Genomic DNA, 16,890 nt, shown 5'->3' on the forward strand with positions numbered 1-16,890 from the left:
CTGGGAGCCCGGCGGCCGGAGCAGTGGCCGTCGCGTGTGCGCGGGCCGGCTACCGCTGCAGGCGCCGCACCGCGAGGACGGCGTGGGCACTGTGGTTGAGCACCTCGGCGTCACCCGCGAACGCCTGCAGCGTCTCCGCCTCGACCGGCCGGCCGGGGACCGCCTCGGGCCAGGCGCGCGTGGCGAAGAGGAAGTACGCCTGCCCGCTGTCGTCCGCCGCCTTGACCCACTCCGGCGGGGCGGTGCACCGGGCGTTCATGCCCGGCAGGGTCAGCGCGATCTGGTTGCCCTCGAGCAGGATCTGCACCGGGAAGGCGGCCGGGTTGCGCACGCCGTCCATCACCACGTCGCCGATCGGCAGCCCGATCTCCTCCAGCAGCCCGCGGGCGGCCGCCTCGCTCGCCTCGGGTCCGTCGGGCCCGTCCCCGAGGATGTAGGCGAGCAGGTAGGGAATGTCGTGGGCCTCGTCGGGGTCGCCGATCCAGGCGAGCACCGAAAGGGTGCCGAGCTTGGAGCGGTCGAGTTCGGCTTGGGTAGAAGTCATGCGCCGCACCTTAGTGGTCCGTGACCCGGCCCTTTGACGCGGTTTCACCCGGCCGGGCTAGACCGCCCAGAATCCACCTCCGGAATTCGCCTGCATGTTCGCGTCCTGGTACTGGAGCCGCACAATGCGCGCGTTTTCCGGAATTTCGAACACCACCCATCCTTCGGCCCGCTCACCGACGGCCAGGGAATCGAAGACGAGCGGTTTGCCGGTCGTGAGTTCCCCCGTGGGCACCACCGCGTGGCGCTGTCCCGCGCTGTCGAGCGCCCACATGCGCCCGAGGGCCCCGTACGAGGCCCCGCCGACGTTGACGAACGACATCGAGGCGGCCACCCAGCGCTTGCCGGCCGCCGGGGCGAAGTTCTTGTCGACGCTGACCGCCGGGTCCACGTAGGCGCCCAGCACCACCTGGAGGTGACGGCCGACCTCTCGACCCTTGACCCGTACGGAGTCACCCACATGGGCATCCTTCGAAGCCGGCCGCGCCGCACCCTCCGCCCCCTCCCGCTCGGCCCCGGGGTCGTCCCCCACGCCCGGCGCACCGTCGTCGACCGGTACGGCGGGTGCCGCGGCGGGGGCGAGCGCAGCCCCTTCGGGGGCGCCGGAACAGGCCGTGGCACCGAACAGGAGGAGGGGGACGAGGGCGGTGGCGACGAGCGCGGACGAGGGAACGGAGTGACGCATGCGGGATCCCTTCGGGGATCTTCGGGGATGTATTCCAGCCAGTCTCACGCGCCCGAGCCGGCAATTGCACACACCGACACGAGCGCACGGAACGCATTGACCTCCATATGCCAGCACAATGCGTTCCGGCGGATTTCCGCAACCCCTTGCAACCCTCGCCCAACAGGAGGAACGATGGCCGTGTCCGGCCCCCGCATGGCTCTGGCAGCACTCGCCGCTCTCGGTGCCGCAGCGGTATTCACCGCCCCGGCGAATGCCGCGCCCTACGGAAATGGCATTTACGTATCACCCGATGCCCACATCGCCGAGGACGGCACGATCCACCTTTTCGGGTCCTACCACTGCACCGCGCCGTCACCCTCCGGAGCGGTTCAGATCAAGGCGACCGTCCAGCAGGAGGACATCCGCCTGAGCATCGGCGGCGGTGACGCGACCTGCGACGGCACCGAGCACGACTGGGAGGCGCACGGCACGCTCCGGTTCACCCCGACCCTGCACGCCGGCGAGGCACTGGCCAGGGCCGAGCTCCAGGAGATCCACTTCGGCGGCGGACTGCTGCCCCGGTCGATCGACACGGTCGCCGAGGACTTCCACCCCGTCACGGTGATCGACCACCGGGACCAGTAGCCACCACCACACCACGTGCGCGAGGACGCCCCGTCCGGTAGCCGCCGCTACCGCGGCCCGGGCGTCAGCGGCACGGCAGCATCAGCGGCACGGCACGGCACGGCACGGCAGTATCAGCGTCAGCGGCATTCGGGCGCGACGCCCGTCATCGACATGAAGGCCACCGTCTGGCACCCCGGGTCCGAGTGCGGGCGCCCGGTCGTCCAGTCCACCACCTTCGGCACCCCGGCCACGAGCAGCAGCACCGCCAGGGCGCCCGTCACCGCACGCCTGTTCAGGCGGCGCACTGCGGGATCCGCGAATTCCGTTCCATGGCCGCATCATCGCCCCACCCCGCACGCCCCACAACTCGGAGTGAGCATCCGGTCACGGTGCGCTCCGAGCCGCACTGCCCGCCGCGTCGAACTCGCACCACACCGCCTTGCCGTCGCCCCGGGACTCCACGCCCCAGTGCGTGGCCAGTGCGTCCACCAGCAGCAGCCCGCGCCCCGTGGTCGCCGACTCCCCCGGGGTCCGCCGGCGCGGCCACACGCTGGAGCGGTCCTTGACCCACAGCCGGATCCGCCGGACCGGCTCCGGCAGCACCTCCATGGTCAGCACCGCTCCGCCGTCGGTGTGCAGCAGGGCGTTGACCAGCAGCTCTCCCGCCGCCAGCTCCACGTCGTCGGCGAGCTCCGGCATGCCCCAGTCGCGCAGCGCGTGCCGCAGGGCGTAGCGGGCCTCCGAGAGGCCTTCCGGGTCCGCCTGGTGGACGTACTGGTGGATGCGCGGAGCCCGGTGGGTGCCCGGGTCGGGGGCCCTGCGCAGCACGAGCAGGGCCACGTCGTCGCCTGAGCCCCAGCGCTCCCACAGCCGGTCCGAGAGGTGGTCGGCGAGCGCCCCGGCCTCCTGCGGGCCGGTGCGGACCGCGCGGGCGAGGGCCTCCATGCCCTGGGTGATCTCGGTGCCGGGCTCCTCCACGAGGCCGTCGGTGCACAGCACGAGGGTTTCGCCGGGGACCAGGTCGAGGCGGGTCTCGGGGAACTCCTCCTGCTCGAAGACCGTGGCCAGCCCGAGCGGCAGACCGCCGCGCACCTTGGGCCAGCCGGTTCGCCCGTCGGTGTGCCGGATCAGTGGTCCGAGGTGGCCCGCGCGGACCGCCCGTACCCCGCCGGTCTCCAGGTCCACCTGCGCGTACATGCAGGTCGCGAAGCGTTCGGTGTCCAGCTCGGCCAGGAAGCGCGAGGCGCGTGCCAGCACGGTGGACGGGGGATGACCCTCGCCCGCGTACGCCCGCAGGGCGATGCGCAGCTGGCCCATGATGGCGGCGGCGTGCGTGTCGTGGCCCTGTACGTCGCCCACGACGATGCCGACTCGGTCGCGGGGCAGCGCGATCACGTCGTACCAGTCCCCGCCGACCTCGCGCCCGCTCCAGGCCGAGTGGTAGCGGACGGCGATCTCCCCGCCGGTGATCTCGGGGATCCGGCGCGGCAGCATGGCCGCCTGGAGCATGGTGGCGAACTCGCGCTCCTGGTCGAAGAGGAGCGCCCGCTGGAGCGACTGGGCGACGATGCCCGCCAGGCCCAGGCAGAGGTTGCGCTCCTCGGGGCTGAAGTCGGTGCGCCGGCGGTAGAACATCACCAGCCCGCCGATGGCCTCGGCCTGCGCGATCAGCGGCAGGTAGGCGGCCGCGTCGTACTGGATGCGGTTCAGGTAGTCGGCGAGCGGCGGGAACTCCTGCGCCAGCTCCGTCAGCGAGGTGACGAAACGTGCCTTCCTGCTGAGCACCGCCTGCGACAGCGGCAGCGAGCCGTCGAGCCGGGTGAACTTGCGCTCGCTGAGGATCTCCAGGGACTCCCCGCTCAGCGCGATGATCTTGATGTGCCCGCCCTCGACCAGCCCCAGCGCCAGTCCGTCCGCGCCGAGCCGTTCCAGCGCGCCGGCGCCCGTCAGCGTGGCCGTCACGTCGTCGACCGTCACCGCCCGCGACAGGGCCTCCGTGGTGCGCTGCACGATGGTCGCCTGCTGGGCCCGCGCCGACTCCAGCTTGCGCAGCACCGTGAGGTGGGCGAGCTCGGCCGTCGCGTCCCGGACGATGCCGAGGATCCGCACCGGGGTGCCCTCCGCGTCCCGCACGATCCGGCCCTGGGTGTGCGTCCACTGGTCGCGGCCGTCGCGCCGCTGCACCGTGAAGTACTGGCCGTACGTCTGCTCCCCGTCGTCCAGGGCGGCCAGCACGGTGTCCCGCAGCCGCGCGGAGTCATCGACCGGCACCCGCAGCCCGAGCCCCTCGGGGGTGCCGTCGAACACCTCCGGGTCCAGGTCGAAGACCGTCATCCCGGCCTCGTCCAGCGCCAGGGTGTCCGCGGTGAGGTCCCACTCGAAGCTGCCCATGCCGTTGAGCGCGAGCCGCTCACCCGGCCCGGTGAGGGGGCTACCGGGGCTCTCCGGCCTCTTGTCACGTCGCTCCGCCGCTGCCACGAGACTCACACCACCTAACGGCCGGGCCAGCACGGCTGGGAAATGAGCCGCTCCCACTCCTCGTCAGGATGCCCCGGAAGGGTGCGTCCGGCCTCCTGCCAGCGCTTGACGAGGGAGAGGTAGATCATCGAGGGGTCGTAGGCGGCCTGCGGGTACTGGGTCCGCGGGTACGCGGCCTGCGGGTACTGGGCCTGCGAGTACTGGGCCTGCGGGTACGGTCCGCTCCCGGACGGGGCCTGCGGGTACCGGGGCGCCGCCCTCGGCGTGGCGGGCTGTTCGGTGCGGCTGGCGGGAATCCTCACCCAGCCGCGGCCCTGTGCTCGCTCAGCGCCCATCGCGACACCTCTCACCTCGTGTGACTGGCTCTCACGCTCTGTGCCCGGCCGCCGGAGCCCGATCGCTGCGGGACGTACCGGTGGAACCCGTCAGCGGGCTCCGGGCCCCCAGACGCTTGCGGACTCCTGACACCAGTCTCCCCGCCGTGAAGCCGGCACCGTGCACGAATCGCATGGAAGGGCCGAATGAGGGAGCCGTCAGCAGCCCCGCGAAGAACAGCCCGGGCCACGAGGACTCGAACCCGGCACTCAGCTCCGGCGTCCCGCTCTCCCCTACGGTGACCAGCGCGGCCCGCAGCCCCGCGTCGAGCAGCTCCAGCCGGGCCAGGTCCGGGTGGAAGCCGGTCGCCGCGATCACGTGCGCGGCGTCCAGCACGATGGACTCCCCGGCGGCCGTGGACAGTCCGAGCCGGGTCCGCCCGCCCACCGGGACCGCCCGGTGCAGCCGGTGCCCGAGCAGCGCCGGGACCCGCCGCTCGAAGCGCTCCCGCAGCCACCAGGCTCCGGCCGGACCCAGCGCGGTCGCCGCGATGCGCTCCCGGGTGGGCGCGGGCAGCAGGCGCACCGCCCCGGGCAGCTCCGACCAGGCCCAGCTGCGCCACCCGGTGCCGAGGCCGCTGTGCGGTTCGCGCAGGGCCCGCAGCGGGGGCCGCAGCAGCGGCTGCGGCACGGTGTTCCAGTTCAGCCGGGGGCGCCTGGCGACCAGGCAGGGCCGGGCGCCGCACTCCGCGAGCAGGGCGGCGGTCTCCAGGGCGGCCTGCCCGGCTCCGAGCACGGCGACCTCGCGGCCGGCGAAGCGGGTCAGGTCGCGGTGGCCGCTGCTGTGCGAGTAGTGCTCCGCGGGGAGCTCCCGCAGCGCGTCGGGGTACCGGACGAAGGGCATCACGCCCACGGCCAGCGCGACGGTCCGGGCGAGCAGCGGCGGCCCCTCGGCGGTACGGATCCGGAAACCCTCGCCCTGCGGGGTGACTTCGGTGACGGTCGCCTCCTCCACCGGGGGTACGGCCTGCCGGGCGAACCAGAGCCCGTACGCGCTGAACGTCCCGATGGGCAGCGGAGTTCCGTGTTCGGCCGCGATCCCGCGGCCCGCGCAGTACTCGGCCAGCGTGTAACGCCCTCCGGGCGCCGACAGGTTGGAGGACCACGGCTCCGACTTCAGGTACATGCCCTGGGGCATGTGGTCGCGCCAGGAGGCCATCGGCCGTCCGAGCACCCGGACCCCGAGCCCCGCACCGGCCGCGTGGGCGGCGATCGAGAGCCCGTAGGGCCCCGCCCCGACCACCACGAGGTCGTCCATCCGTGTCACCCCAGTCACTCCAGCCTCATCGGTCATCCGGTTCATCCGGTTCACCTCATCGGTCATCCGGTCCATCAGGTTCATCCGGTCCATCGACTGCCACCCGCACCCCGGCACCCCGGGCCCGCCGCTGGACCCTCCGCCGGACCCGGCACCGGGCCCGTCCCCGGGTCACCGGTTCAGCACCTCACCGGGTCACCAGCTCGTCCGGCTCCGCCGGGGCCTCCGGCGGGGCCGGCCTCGACGCCGCTCCGCCCGCAGCGCCGGACGAGGGCTGCTCCCCGCGCTGGCGCGGGGTGCGGACCACCGCCCGGGCCGTGCGGCGCCCGTGCGCGGGGACCCCGCGCAGCACCCGTGCGGCCTTGTCCGCGCCCCGCCCCAGGAAGGCGGCGAGCATCGCCGCGAACGGCATCAGGTCGTCGGCGGCGAACCACGCGGCCTCCACCCGCCCCCGCTCCCCGCGCCGGGCCGTCGGTACGGACCGGCCCTCCTCCGCCACCGCCGCCGTGGGCGGAGCCGGGGCCCGGCGCGGGACCGAGCGGCCGCGTACCGCCGCGAGCAGGGCGTAGTTCTCCGCCACGAAGACCCGGCCCGGTCCGCCCGACGGCTCGGGGACCCGCTGGCCCGTCAGGTCCAGGTACATCGCCTGGACCACGTCCAGGCCGCTCGCGTCCGTGAAGAGCCTGAACTGCGCTCCGGGACGGGGATTGAAGTCCACGAGCCGGAAGACGCCCCGCTCGTCCCGCCGGAAGTCCAGGTCCAGGATCCCCTGGTAGCCGAGCCGTTGGGCCAGGCGCAGCCCCGCCTCCTCCACCGCCGGATCCGGCAGCCACCGCCCGACCGCCGTCAGTCCCGTCCGCACCGGCCAGGACAGCTCCTTGCGGCCGGACCCGGTGATCAGCGGGTGCCCGCCCCGGGAGAAGGCGCCGTGGAAGAACCAGTCGGTGTCCGGGCCGGCCGGCAGGAACCGCTGGAGCAGCAGCCTGCTCCCCGCCTCGGTCGATCGCTCGTAGAGCCGCCGCGCCTCGGAAGCCGCGTGGACCAGGGTGGTGCTGCGCAGGTCGCCGCCGGGCGGCAACAGCCACGGCCGGCTCCACTTGGCGATCACCGGGAGCCCCAGCCGCCAGGCGGCCTCCGCCGCCTCGGACCCGCTCGCCGGGATCACCGTCTCCGGGTGGGGTACGTCCCACCGGGCGCACAGCCGCGACAGCTCGGCCTTGTCCGCCACCCGGGCCGGCAGGTCGTCGGGCTGATGGGGGATCCGGAAACGGTCCGTCAGCATCGGTGCGATCCGGGAGACCGCGATCGCGCTCAGGTCGTCCATCGCGATGAGCACCGCAGGGCGGCCGATCCGCTCGGAGACCCCGGTCAGGCACTCCAGCAGCGCCTCGGGCGCCTCGGGGTCGACGCCGCCCGAGGGGCCTGGGTGCACGGCGCGCAGGTAGCGCGAGCGCCCCATGGGACCTCCCCCGGCCTCGACGACGGCATGGACCTCCACGCCCACGCGCCCGAGGGATCTGACGGCGCCGAGGGTTCCGTGGTGGAACGGATTCCGATCGAGTCTGAGCAGAACTGCGGGCAGTTGGCTGGGATGCGCGTGCATGGGAACGGTGTCTTTCACCTAGTCGGACCAAGCGAGGGGGATGCGCAGGTGCGAATGGCCTACGCAGCTGTCACCTGACAGGCCATTCGTCAGATGTGATGCCTAACGTCATTGCTAAGCACACCGATTCAGGAAAGCTCGGGAGACGCCATGCCCAGACCACGCCGTCGACTGGCGAGCACCTGCGTCGGTACGGTGACGGCCGGACTGCTCGCCACCGGGGCCGCCCTCGCGGCCCCCGGGGACCAGAGCGGGACGTCCGACATCGCCATGGGCGCCTACCTCGACTACGGGCCTCCGGGAGTCGCCCGGATCCCGTACCTGTCGCGCTGGCTGGGCGGCAAGGAGATCCGGGTCGGGCACACCTATCTGCCCGGTGACCAGTGGGCCGGCATCGAGGGCAACGTCGATTTCCTCGAGGACTGGGCCGAGTGGCGCCAGGAGCGGGACGACCGGATGTTCGTCCTCAACGTGCCCATGCAGGAGCGCAACGAGGCCCGGGTCCCGGACTACCAGGTGGCCCAGCTGATCCGGGCGGGCGCGGACGGCCAGTACGACCGGCACTTCAAGAAGCTCGCCGAACGGCTGGTGGCGCTGGGCGTCCCGGACACGGTGATCGTGCTGGGCTGGGAGATGAACGGGGTCACCTACACCCACCGCTGCGGGCCCGACCCGGAGAACTGGAAGGCCTACTGGAAGCGCGTCGTCAACACGATGCGCTCCGTGCCCGGCCAGAAGTTCAAGTTCGATTTCACCCCGAACCGCGGCACGGACGCGATCGGCTGGACCAAGTGCTACCCGGGCGACGACGTGGTCGACGTCGTCGGGATGGATTCGTACGACCAGGGTCCCGGCCGGACCTTCGACGACCAGATCAGCCAGCCGTACGGGCTCCAGCAGCACGTGGACTTCGCGAAGGCACACGGCAAGGAGATCTCGTACCCGGAGTGGGGGCTGTTCCGCAACGGGGACAACCCGGAGTACGTACGGCGCATGCTCCAGTGGATCGAGAAGCAGAAGCCGCTCTACCACACCATCACCGACTACTGCCCGCACGGCGTCTGGCAGTGCAAGCAGAACCCGGCGTCGGCGAAGGCCTTCCGGGACGCGCTGATGCCGCAGAAGCCCGGCCCCGTGATCCCGACGCCGGTCGTGCCCTCGATCCCGCCGATCCCCACGCCGGAGATCCCGACCCCGGTGGTCCCAACGCCGCCCGTCGTGCCCCCGACCCCGCCGATCCCCACACCGGAGATCCCGACACCGCCGGTCGTGCCCCCGATCCCGCCGATCCCGAGCCCGGTGGTACCCCCGATCCCGGTGGTACCCCCGATCCCGCCGATCACGATCCCGGAGATCCCCCCGATCCCCTCGATCCCCAGCCCCGAGGTCCCGGTCGCACCGAGTCCCGAGGTTCCGGTCGCACCGAGTCCCGAGGTTCCGGTCGCACCGAGTCCCGAGGTCCCGGTCGCACCCAGCCCCGAGGTCCCCGTCGCACCGAGTCCCGAGGTCCCGGTCGCACCCAGCCCCGAGGTCCCCGTCGCACCGAGCCCCGTCGCGCCGAGCCCCGTAGCACCCAGCCCGGTCGTCCCGAAGCCGACGCCCGAGCCGCCCAGGCCTCCCGCGCCGACCACACCGCCCGTCAACAGCACGGAGTGGTGCGTCCCGATCAACTTCGGCGAGTGGCTCTCCAAGCTGGTCGGCAAGCAGGCGGTCTGCGTCAAGGTCGACTGGGGCCGGGAATCGGGCTACTGGCCCTTCTAGCCCGGGCCGTCCGGCCAGCCCTTCGGAACACGTCATCGCACTCGCAGTTCGTTGAGCCGCGCCCGCCAGTCCCTGGCGGCCGGCAGCGCCTCCCGCAGCACGTCCACCGCCCGCTCGCGCCCCGTCACCTGCGACTCGTGCAGTCGCAGCAGGGGCGCGAGCGCGGCCCTGGCCAGCAGGAAGCGCTGGTTGACGACCGTCTCCGGCCGCCAGTGGTTCTTGTACGGTTCGTTGCCGCGCAGGAAGCTCACCACCGGGCGGCCTTCGGCGAGCGCCCGGGTGGTCTCGTAGCGCAGCAGCAGCGTGGCCACGTCCACCTTGCGCTCGCGCAGGTCCGGATCGGCGCCGTAGAGGTAACCGCCGCTGAGCGCGCCCGACAGCAGGGTGAGGTTGGCGGCCACCACCTTCCCGTCGAGCCGGAACTCCGCCAGCCGCCCCTCCCCCGCCCGCACCATCCGCCGCGTGGCCCGGGTCAGGTGTTCGGCGAAGCGCGGCTTGAGGTGTTCGGGGGTAACCCCCCGCCCGCGCCACTGCTTCTCGTGCAGCCGCAGCAGCGTTCGTACCGCCCGCGGCACCTCCTGCTCGGTGACCTCGTGCTCCTCGATTCCGGCCGCGTCGGTCTTGCGGAGCTTGGCCCGCACCCGCTGCCCGCCGGAGGCAGGCATCCGCTTGACCAGCTCGTCGAAGGGGATGGCCGGCAGCTCCATGCAGGTGGAGTCGGCCAGCTTGCTGCCGATGCCGGGCCAGGCCGCGTACACCGCCTCGGCGGCGGCCCCGGGCCGGACCTCGCGCAGGTCGACGACCGCGCCCCGGGCGGCCCGGTGCAGGCCGTTGGCCAGTGCCGGGACGACCTGGTCGGCGTACTCCCCGGCCACGAGCACGTCGAAGTAGTCGGTGATGCCCCCGCCGAGCGGCACGAGCAGCGGCAGCGGCCGGTGTACGAGCATCAGCGCGGCCGCGCCGACCAGCTCCTCCCCGCGCCGCACGAGGACGATCCGGAGCCGGCCGTCCTTGCCGTACGACAGCCACCAGGAGTGCAGCCACGCATGGCTCTGGAACGGGGTTGCGGTGGGACAGCCGCGGACGAGCCGGTTCCACGGCTCCTCCAACGCGGCGAACTGCCGGGGATCGCGGCACAGCGTCACCGACAGGACCCCGGTGGAGCCCGACGTCATCGCACGGACTCCTTCTCCTTGGTCTCGCTGTGGTCGCCCTGCGCGGGCAGCGAGGCGAACTCCGGCGCGGCGACGGCCCCGGAGTCCACGGCCTGCGCGTCCTGCCCGTCCCGGCGCCGCGACGCGGGCCGCGCCAGCATCCACAGCCCGCCCAGCAGCCCGCCGGCGCACAGGCCGACCGCACCGCTGAGGGGGGCCGACGCCGAGGCGGGGGCGGTGGGCGCGACGGCCTGGTTGAAGAGGAGGAGCTGCACGCCGGTGTTCTTGGCGGCCTGGTTGCTGCTCAGCGACAGGGCGTCGGCGACGGCGTTCGCGATGTCGGCGGCCTCGGTCGCGCTCTTCGCGGTCCCGGTGATGGCGATCATCGGGGACTCGGGGGAGGTCTCGGCGCGGACCTGCGTGCGCAGCTGCTGCACGCCGATGCCCGCCCGGGGCTGGGCGTACGCGAGGGTCGAACTGCTGGTGGCGATGCGGGCGTAGGCCTGGGCGAAGCCCAGCGCGGTGGCCGGCTCGGTGGTGTCGTCGGGGACGGCGACGACGTAGCTGGTGGCGGCGTACTCGGGCGCCTTGAGCACCCCGTACGCCCCACCGGCGGCCAGCCCCAGCAGCGCGGCGGCCGGCAACGGCCACCACGCGGGGGGCGGCAGCAACCGTACCCGGCGACGGTGGGTGGACTTCTTCTGATCGGCGGTGTCAGCCATGTGCGTGCCTCTATCTCTGTGACGGGTGATTGGTTCGGGTCTCTGCTACGGGGACCCCGAGGGGGTCGGATCAGCCGGTGTCTCCGCCCGGGGCGGGCCCCGGCGGGCCGTCACCGGCCCGGCCGGTGGCGCTCGTGGCCGCCCGGGAGCCGCTCCCAGTGGCAGCCGGGGGAGTTTGAGACGCGCGGGGCCGGGGGCCGGTCCCCGGCAGCGGCGCCGCACCCTGGCGACCGGCCCCGGACCCGGACCGGGACCCGGACCCCGCCGGGTCGGGGACGGAGCCCCGGCGACCGGCCGGCGCGGCGGCGAGCGCCAGGTCGTAGACGGACAGCAGCTGCGCCGCACTGCGCGCGATGTCGTAGCGCCGCACGACCGCGGGCGGCGGCAGCCGGGTCGCGCCCGCCTCCATGTGCCCCCGCAGTGCCGCGACCAGCTCCTCCGTGCCCGGGCCGATCCGCCGGGCCCCCGGGGCCTGGGCCGCCGGCAGGTCGTCGATCGCCGGGCACGTCACGTGCAGGACCGGCAGCCCGGCCGCCAGCGCCTCGACCACCGCCAGCCCGAACGCCTCCTCCCGCGAAGGGGACACGAAGACGTCCATCGCGGCGAGCAGCGCCGGGATCCCCGGTGTGCGCCCGTCCGCGCTGTCGCCCAGCGGGTCCCGCTCCCCGAGCAGGTGGATCCGGCTCTGCGCGCCCAGTTCGGCGGCCAGCCGGCGCAGCGCGGCGCGCTCCGGTCCGTCCCCGGCCAGCAGCAGGTGCGCGCCCGGCAGCGCGGCCACCGCCCGCACCAGTACGTCGAACCGCTTGCCGGGCACCAGCCGGCCGACCCCGCCGACCACGAAGGCCCGTTCGGGCAGTCCGGTCCGGGCCCGGGTGGCCCGCCGTACGCCCTCGTCGAAGCGGAACCGCACCGCTTCGATCCCGTTCGGCACCACGTGCACCCGCCCGGCCGGCACCCCCCAGGCCTCCAGCCGGGCCGCCACGGTGTCCGAGACCGCCACGGTCGACGCGCCGAGCCGTTCGCTCGCCAGGTACAGGGCGCGGACCCCGGCCGACAGCGGCCGGCCCTCGATCTCGCCCTCCCCCAGGGAGTGTTCGGTGGCCACGCTGGCGCGCACGCCCGCGAGCCGGGCCGCGAGGCGCCCGTACACGCAGGCCCGGTACAGGTGCGTGTGGACCAGGTCGTACCGGCCGCGCCGGATGAACCTGGCCAGCTTCGGGAGCGCGCCCAGGTCGCGGTTGCCGCTCATCCCGAGGTGGACGACCCGGACGCCGTCCGCGCGCAGCCCCTCGGCGACCGGCCCGGGGTTGGTCAGCGTCAGGACGTCACAGCGCATCGGCATGTGCCGCAGCAGCAGCCGCAGTTGCTGCTCCGCACCGCCGACGCCCAGCCCGGTGATGATGTGCAGCACCTTGTCCGCGGTCACAGCCGCACCGCCCGGCGCAGCTCGCGCACCTGGTGGCGCGCCTGCTTGATCCGCAGGCGCGCCCCGCCGTCGGCCTGGCTGATGTGCGTACGGGGCATCGCGTGCGGTCCGGCGAGGCGCCCGGGGTCGATGGCGCAGGCGTAGCCGTAGCCGGCGGCCCGGGTCGCGGCGACGACCCGGGCGTCGAGGTGCCCGTACGGGTAGCAGAATCCCGCGGGCAGTGTCCCGGTCAGCTCCCGGATCAGCTCGCGGCTGCCCCGCAGCTCCTGCTGGAGTACGTCGTCGGGGGCCGCGGTGAGGTCCTGATGGAGCAGCCCGTGCGAGCCGATCTCCTGGCCGGCGGCGGCGACTTCGCGGATGCCCTCGGCGGTGAGGAGCGGCTTGCGGGGGCCGAGCGGGTCCCAGACGTTGTCCACGCCGAGCCGCCCGGGCAGGACGAAGAGCGTGGCGGTGCAGTCGTAGCGGCGCAGCAGCGGCAGTGCGCGGGTCAGGAAGTCGCTGTAGCCGTCGTCGAAGGTCAGGCCGACCAGCCCGGCCGCGCGCCCGGCGGCCCGGGCCCGCAGCAGCTCGCCGACGGACACCCCGCGCAGCCCCCGGGAGCGCAGCCACAGCAGCTGGGCCTCCAGCGCGTGCGGGGTGACGGTGATGCCGTACGGGTCCTCTGCGGGATCGGTGAACTCGGCGACGGAGTGGTACATCAGGACCCACGGCGACGCGCCGCGGCGGGCGGGAACCACCACGGCGGCGGGCGCCGTTTCGGTGTCAGCGGACATTGCGGAACCTCTGGGTGATCTGGGAGGTGAGGTGAGCGGTGAGCTGGGCGAGCTGGCCCGGCAGGGCGGTGACCTCCAGGGCCCGTATGGCCATGCCGGTGGCCCCGAACATGGCCGGGACGAGCAGGCAGCCGAGTACGGCGCTGACCAGCGGGTCGGGGATCATCGGGCCGGCGATCCAGCCCGTGGCGCAGGCGGCGACGGCCGCGACGGACAGCCGGCCGATGCTGACGGCGACCCGGCGGACCTGGATGGCGATGATCCGCGTGCCGAGTCCGGTGAGCAGCAGCACGGCGGTGGTGGAGATGCCGGCGGCGTTGGCGGCGGCGATCCCGTAGGTGCCCCACCAGCCGACGGCGAAGGCCCCGGCGACGATGTTGACGAGGAGTCCGGCGCCCATCGCGAGCGCCGGGAACCAGGTGGGCCGGGCCGTGGAGAAGAAGGGCCGCGACAGCGCCCCGACGAGGCAGTGACCGAGCAGGCCGAGGCCGTAGACCCGCATGACGGAGGCGGTGGCCTCGGTGTCCTGGTGGGTGAAGGCCCCGCGCTCGAAGAGCACCTGAATGATCTGGGGCGCGTAGCCGATGACGAGCGCGGTGCCCATGAGGACGGCGAGCGAGGCGAGTGCCAGGTCCTGTTCGACGCGGCGCCGGGCCTTCTCCCGCTCCCCGCCGGCCATGGCCTGGGCGACGACGGGGAAGGTGACGGTGCAGATCATCAGGGACAGCACCATCGGCATCTGCGCGACTTTTTGTGCGTAGTTGAGGTGCGAGATGGCGCCGGGCGGCAGCGAGGCGGCGAGAAACCGCTCGACCAGGACCTGGGACTGCCGGAAGACCGCGAAGAAGATCACCGGGGCGATGACCCCGAAGGCGATCAGGGTCGGCCGGTCCCGGTCGCGCTGGCTGCGCGGCGCGCCCTTGGCGCGGGGCGGCCCGAAGCCGACGTTGCGGATGAAGGCGGGCAGCTGGACCAGTGCCATCAGCACCCCGCCGACGGCGACCCCGGCGGCGGCGGCGCGCACCCCCCACAGGGCGTGCAGGGCGACCATGGTCCCGATGATGCCGACGTTGTACGACACGTAGATGGCGGCGGGGGGCACGAAGGAGCGGTGCGCCCTGAGCGCGGCGCTGAAGTAACCGGCGATCCCGAAGGACAGTACGGTCAGGGCGGTCATCCGGGTGCATTCGATGGCGAGGCCGGGATCCGGCAGCCCGGGGGCGAGGACGCCCACGACGAGCGGCGCGGCAACGATGAGTACGGAGGCCACGGCGGCCAGCAGCACGACCAGCCGGGGCAGCGTCGCCCCCACGAGCAGCCGTACGGGGTCCTGCGCGCGGGCCTCCTTGCGGGTGAGCCCGGCCCGGCTGGCGGCCCGGCGGGCCAGGGCGTGGCTGAACGCGGGCACCATCAGCAGCGCCATGGCGTCCTCGATGAGCAGCGTCGAGGCCATCTCTGGGACGGTCCAGGAGATGAGGAAGGCATCGCTGTCGTGCCCGGCTCCGAAGAGGTGCGCGATGGTCTGGTCCCGGACCAGCCCGAACACGGCCCCGGCGGCGGTCAGTCCGGCGGTCACGGCGGCCGCCTTGGCCAGTGCGCCGCCCGTGCCGCCGCCGCTCGCCGGAGCCTGCGCGGGGCGCGGGTCCGGTGGGCGTCGGCCCCGCCCGGGGCCACCCGCCGCGGCGACCCGGCCGGCGGCCCGTCCGGCGGCCCGACGCCGGTCCGGTCCACGCCCTTCCGGCTCCCGGAGGGCGGTGTGTCCCGGCCGGACGTCCGGTCCAGCACCCGTCAGTGGCCCGCTCCCGGCGCGTACGGGTAGGGGCGCGGCCGGGCCGGCGGCCCCGGGGGCGGTGGCGCCCGTCGTGACCGTGACCACCCTGCCGGCCCCCTCGACGCCGGGCTCGGGCACGGCCGCGTACCCGTTGTCGCCGCCGGAGCCGGGCCCCGCGGGATGCCCGGTGGGTGCGGCGGGGCCGGGGGCCGCGGGGGTGTCGACCGGATGCGGCGGGCGGCCCGTAGCCGCGGCGACCTCGGTCGCCGCGGCTACGGGCCGCCGCCAGGGCGTCGTGTCCGTCACCGGGCGGCCGCACCCTCAGGGGCCGCTGCCCCGGTGACCGGGCCCGGCCGACGCCTCGAGGCGGCGCGCCCGGACCCACCCGAACCACCGCCGGAGGCGTCCGCACCCGCGTGCCCCGCGGAGGGCAAGGCCCACCAGGCCGCCAGACCGATGATCACTCCGGTCAGGACGGTCGAGGGGCCGCCGATGTCGGCGTAGAGGAAGTCGGTCAGCTGCCACACGAACAGGCCGGTCGCGACCAGTCCGCAGTCCCGCAGCGCGGGCCCGCCGGTCAGGCACCTGCGCAGGCCCGCCACCAGCAGCGCCAGCCAGCCGCCCGCCAGGGCGACCAGACCGGTCAGCCCCTGCTCGCTCAGCACCAGCAGGTACATGTTGTGCGGGGACAGCAGCGGCTGGCGGATGTAGGCCTGCCCCGCGCCCGCGGTGTCGCTGCCCGAGGACAGGGCCAGACCGGAGTGCGAGTCCCGGTTGGCCGGGAAGCCCTTCAGCCCCACCCCGACCACCGGCCGCTCGCGCCACATCGACTCGGCCGCCGCCCACATCGTGTAACGGTCGGTCACCGACTGGTCGGGGGCGTCGGACACCTGCGTGATCGAGGTCAGCCGCTCCGCCACCATCTCGGAGCCGACCCCGAGTCCGCCCACGAGCACCACGCCCGTGGCGGCCAGCGCGAGCAGTACCTTCAGGGCCCGCCGGATACCGGCCATGGCCATGACCAGCCCGGCCGCGGCGAAGGTCGCGATCCACGCGCCCCGGCTGAAGGACAGCACCAGCGGGATCACCAGCAGCAGCGCGGCCGCCCCCGCCGCCCGCCGCACCCGCGCCGGAAGTCCCGGCGCGAGCGCGGCGGCCGTCGCGACGACCAGCCCGTAGGCGACCACCGTGGCCATGCCCATGACGTCACCGGGGCCGAAGGTACCCACGGCGCGGATGTCCTCGCCCTGGTACGAGGCCCCGGTGTGGGTGGCGAACTGCACCACGCCCACCGCGCCCTGGACCAGCGCCAGCACCACGAAGCACCCGGCGGCCAGCCGGAACTCCGAGGCGTCGCGCACCAGCAGCACGATCGCCGCCGGGACCAGCACGAACACCTGGAGGTAGCGCACGAACCCGGGCAGGGCCGCGTACGGGTCCCCGGCGGTCACGGTCGAGACGGCGAGCCCGACGGCGGGCAGGCCCAGCACGAACACCCCGAGCGGACTCAGTGTCCGCACCCGGCCCCGCAGGGCCTGGGTCCCGCAGACGAGGACGAGCAACAGCGAGGCGGCGTCGGCCGGGCCGACCTTCCCCGAGGCACTCGCGTCACCCGCGGGCAGCGGGGCCAGGAGGGCCAGTACGGTCGCGGCGAGCGGCAGCAGCGGCCAGTGCCGGCGCAGCAGATCGGCGGTGTCCGGGCGGGCCCAGGACGTCGGTGCGGCAAGGCTCAT

At 74.1% G+C, this 16,890-nt stretch carries 15 protein-coding genes; 2 read left to right on the forward strand and 13 right to left on the reverse strand.

What is annotated here, in order from left to right; genetic code table 11:
* Positions 1–49 precede the first annotated feature (49 nt).
* Together OG389_RS15870 and OG389_RS15875 are read right to left on the reverse strand one after the other, a co-directional pair.
* Positions 50–544 carry a DUF5949 family protein gene (locus OG389_RS15870; protein WP_328299135.1) on the reverse strand — a complete coding sequence of 165 codons (495 nt, stop codon included), beginning with the start codon at positions 542–544 and terminating at the stop codon, positions 50–52.
* Between the two features lie 57 nt (positions 545–601).
* The gene (locus OG389_RS15875) at positions 602–1,228 is read right to left on the reverse strand and encodes a DUF4352 domain-containing protein (protein WP_328299136.1); all 627 of its coding nucleotides are present in this window, start codon (positions 1,226–1,228) and stop codon (positions 602–604) included.
* Positions 1,229–1,408: 180 nt separating this feature from the next.
* On the opposite strand from OG389_RS15875, the gene OG389_RS15880 reads away from it, so the two are divergent.
* Positions 1,409–1,855 (forward strand): DUF6299 family protein, encoded by a 447-nt coding sequence (locus OG389_RS15880; protein ID WP_328299137.1) that lies wholly within the window; start codon positions 1,409–1,411, stop codon positions 1,853–1,855.
* Between the two features lie 119 nt (positions 1,856–1,974).
* Here the strand turns inward: OG389_RS15880 and OG389_RS15885 are convergent, their stop codons facing one another.
* The 5 genes from OG389_RS15885 to OG389_RS15905 form a co-directional block, all read right to left on the reverse strand.
* Positions 1,975–2,142, reverse strand: coding sequence for a hypothetical protein (locus OG389_RS15885; RefSeq protein WP_328299138.1), 168 nt, complete (start codon positions 2,140–2,142; stop codon positions 1,975–1,977).
* A gap of 79 nt (positions 2,143–2,221) precedes the next feature.
* On the reverse strand, positions 2,222–4,315 hold the full coding sequence (locus OG389_RS15890) for a SpoIIE family protein phosphatase (protein WP_328303825.1): 2,094 nt from the start codon (positions 4,313–4,315) through the stop codon (positions 2,222–2,224).
* A 14-nt stretch (positions 4,316–4,329) separates the two neighbouring features.
* Entirely contained in the window at positions 4,330–4,650 is a 321-nt protein-coding gene (locus tag OG389_RS15895) for a hypothetical protein (RefSeq protein ID WP_328299139.1), read from the reverse strand.
* A gap of 31 nt (positions 4,651–4,681) precedes the next feature.
* Positions 4,682–5,947 carry an NAD(P)-binding domain-containing protein gene (locus OG389_RS15900; protein ID WP_328299140.1) on the reverse strand — a complete coding sequence of 422 codons (1,266 nt, stop codon included), beginning with the start codon at positions 5,945–5,947 and terminating at the stop codon, positions 4,682–4,684.
* 187 nt (positions 5,948–6,134) lie between these two features.
* Positions 6,135–7,406: a carboxylate--amine ligase gene (locus OG389_RS15905; RefSeq protein ID WP_328299141.1), complete on the reverse strand. Its 1,272-nt coding sequence runs from the start codon at positions 7,404–7,406 to the stop codon at positions 6,135–6,137.
* A gap of 294 nt (positions 7,407–7,700) precedes the next feature.
* Here OG389_RS15905 and OG389_RS15910 point away from each other — a divergent pair, with 294 nt between their 5' ends.
* Positions 7,701–9,311 carry a glycoside hydrolase family 26 protein gene (locus tag OG389_RS15910; RefSeq protein ID WP_328299142.1) on the forward strand — a complete coding sequence of 537 codons (1,611 nt, stop codon included), beginning with the start codon at positions 7,701–7,703 and terminating at the stop codon, positions 9,309–9,311.
* A 32-nt stretch (positions 9,312–9,343) separates the two neighbouring features.
* Here OG389_RS15910 and OG389_RS15915 read toward each other — a convergent pair whose 3' ends face one another.
* The 6 genes from OG389_RS15915 to OG389_RS15940 all read right to left on the reverse strand — a co-directional run bounded on the left by OG389_RS15915 (position 9,344) and on the right by OG389_RS15940 (position 16,890).
* Positions 9,344–10,486: a GNAT family N-acetyltransferase gene (locus OG389_RS15915; RefSeq protein ID WP_328299143.1), complete on the reverse strand. Its 1,143-nt coding sequence runs from the start codon at positions 10,484–10,486 to the stop codon at positions 9,344–9,346.
* The gene (locus OG389_RS15920) at positions 10,483–11,187 is read right to left on the reverse strand and encodes a lipopolysaccharide biosynthesis protein (protein ID WP_328299144.1); all 705 of its coding nucleotides are present in this window, start codon (positions 11,185–11,187) and stop codon (positions 10,483–10,485) included. Before OG389_RS15920 ends, OG389_RS15915 begins: the two co-directional genes overlap by 4 nt.
* A 70-nt stretch (positions 11,188–11,257) precedes the next feature.
* On the reverse strand, positions 11,258–12,613 hold the full coding sequence (locus OG389_RS15925; protein ID WP_328299145.1) for a glycosyltransferase: 1,356 nt from the start codon (positions 12,611–12,613) through the stop codon (positions 11,258–11,260).
* Positions 12,610–13,386, reverse strand: a complete 777-nt coding sequence (locus tag OG389_RS15930) for a polysaccharide deacetylase family protein (protein WP_328299146.1) — start codon at positions 13,384–13,386, stop codon at positions 12,610–12,612. The genes OG389_RS15925 and OG389_RS15930 overlap by 4 nt, the downstream gene beginning before the upstream one ends.
* Positions 13,376–15,463, reverse strand: coding sequence for a murein biosynthesis integral membrane protein MurJ (murJ, locus tag OG389_RS15935; protein WP_328299147.1), 2,088 nt, complete (start codon positions 15,461–15,463; stop codon positions 13,376–13,378). The genes OG389_RS15930 and murJ overlap by 11 nt, the downstream gene beginning before the upstream one ends.
* Entirely contained in the window at positions 15,460–16,890 is a 1,431-nt protein-coding gene (locus OG389_RS15940) for an O-antigen ligase family protein (protein WP_328299148.1), read from the reverse strand. Before OG389_RS15940 ends, murJ begins: the two co-directional genes overlap by 4 nt.

The sequence above is a fragment of the Streptomyces sp. NBC_00435 genome (assembly GCF_036014235.1).
In the GTDB taxonomy this organism is placed as follows: Bacteria; Actinomycetota; Actinomycetes; order Streptomycetales; family Streptomycetaceae; genus Streptomyces.

Coding starts and splice junctions, on each gene's coding strand:
- OG389_RS15870 (WP_328299135.1), bottom strand. CDS start 544: ATGACTTCTACCCAAGCCGAACTCGACCGCTCCAAGCTCGGCACCCTT.
- OG389_RS15875 (WP_328299136.1), bottom strand. CDS start 1,228: ATGCGTCACTCCGTTCCCTCGTCCGCGCTCGTCGCCACCGCCCTCGTC.
- OG389_RS15895 (WP_328299139.1), bottom strand. CDS start 4,650: ATGGGCGCTGAGCGAGCACAGGGCCGCGGCTGGGTGAGGATTCCCGCC.
- OG389_RS15900 (WP_328299140.1), bottom strand. CDS start 5,947: ATGGACGACCTCGTGGTGGTCGGGGCGGGGCCCTACGGGCTCTCGATC.
- OG389_RS15905 (WP_328299141.1), bottom strand. CDS start 7,406: ATGGGGCGCTCGCGCTACCTGCGCGCCGTGCACCCAGGCCCCTCGGGC.
- OG389_RS15910 (WP_328299142.1), top strand. CDS start 7,701: ATGCCCAGACCACGCCGTCGACTGGCGAGCACCTGCGTCGGTACGGTG.
- OG389_RS15915 (WP_328299143.1), bottom strand. CDS start 10,486: ATGACGTCGGGCTCCACCGGGGTCCTGTCGGTGACGCTGTGCCGCGAT.
- OG389_RS15920 (WP_328299144.1), bottom strand. CDS start 11,187: ATGGCTGACACCGCCGATCAGAAGAAGTCCACCCACCGTCGCCGGGTA.
- OG389_RS15930 (WP_328299146.1), bottom strand. CDS start 13,386: ATGTCCGCTGACACCGAAACGGCGCCCGCCGCCGTGGTGGTTCCCGCC.
- OG389_RS15940 (WP_328299148.1), bottom strand. CDS start 16,890: ATGAGCCTTGCCGCACCGACGTCCTGGGCCCGCCCGGACACCGCCGAT.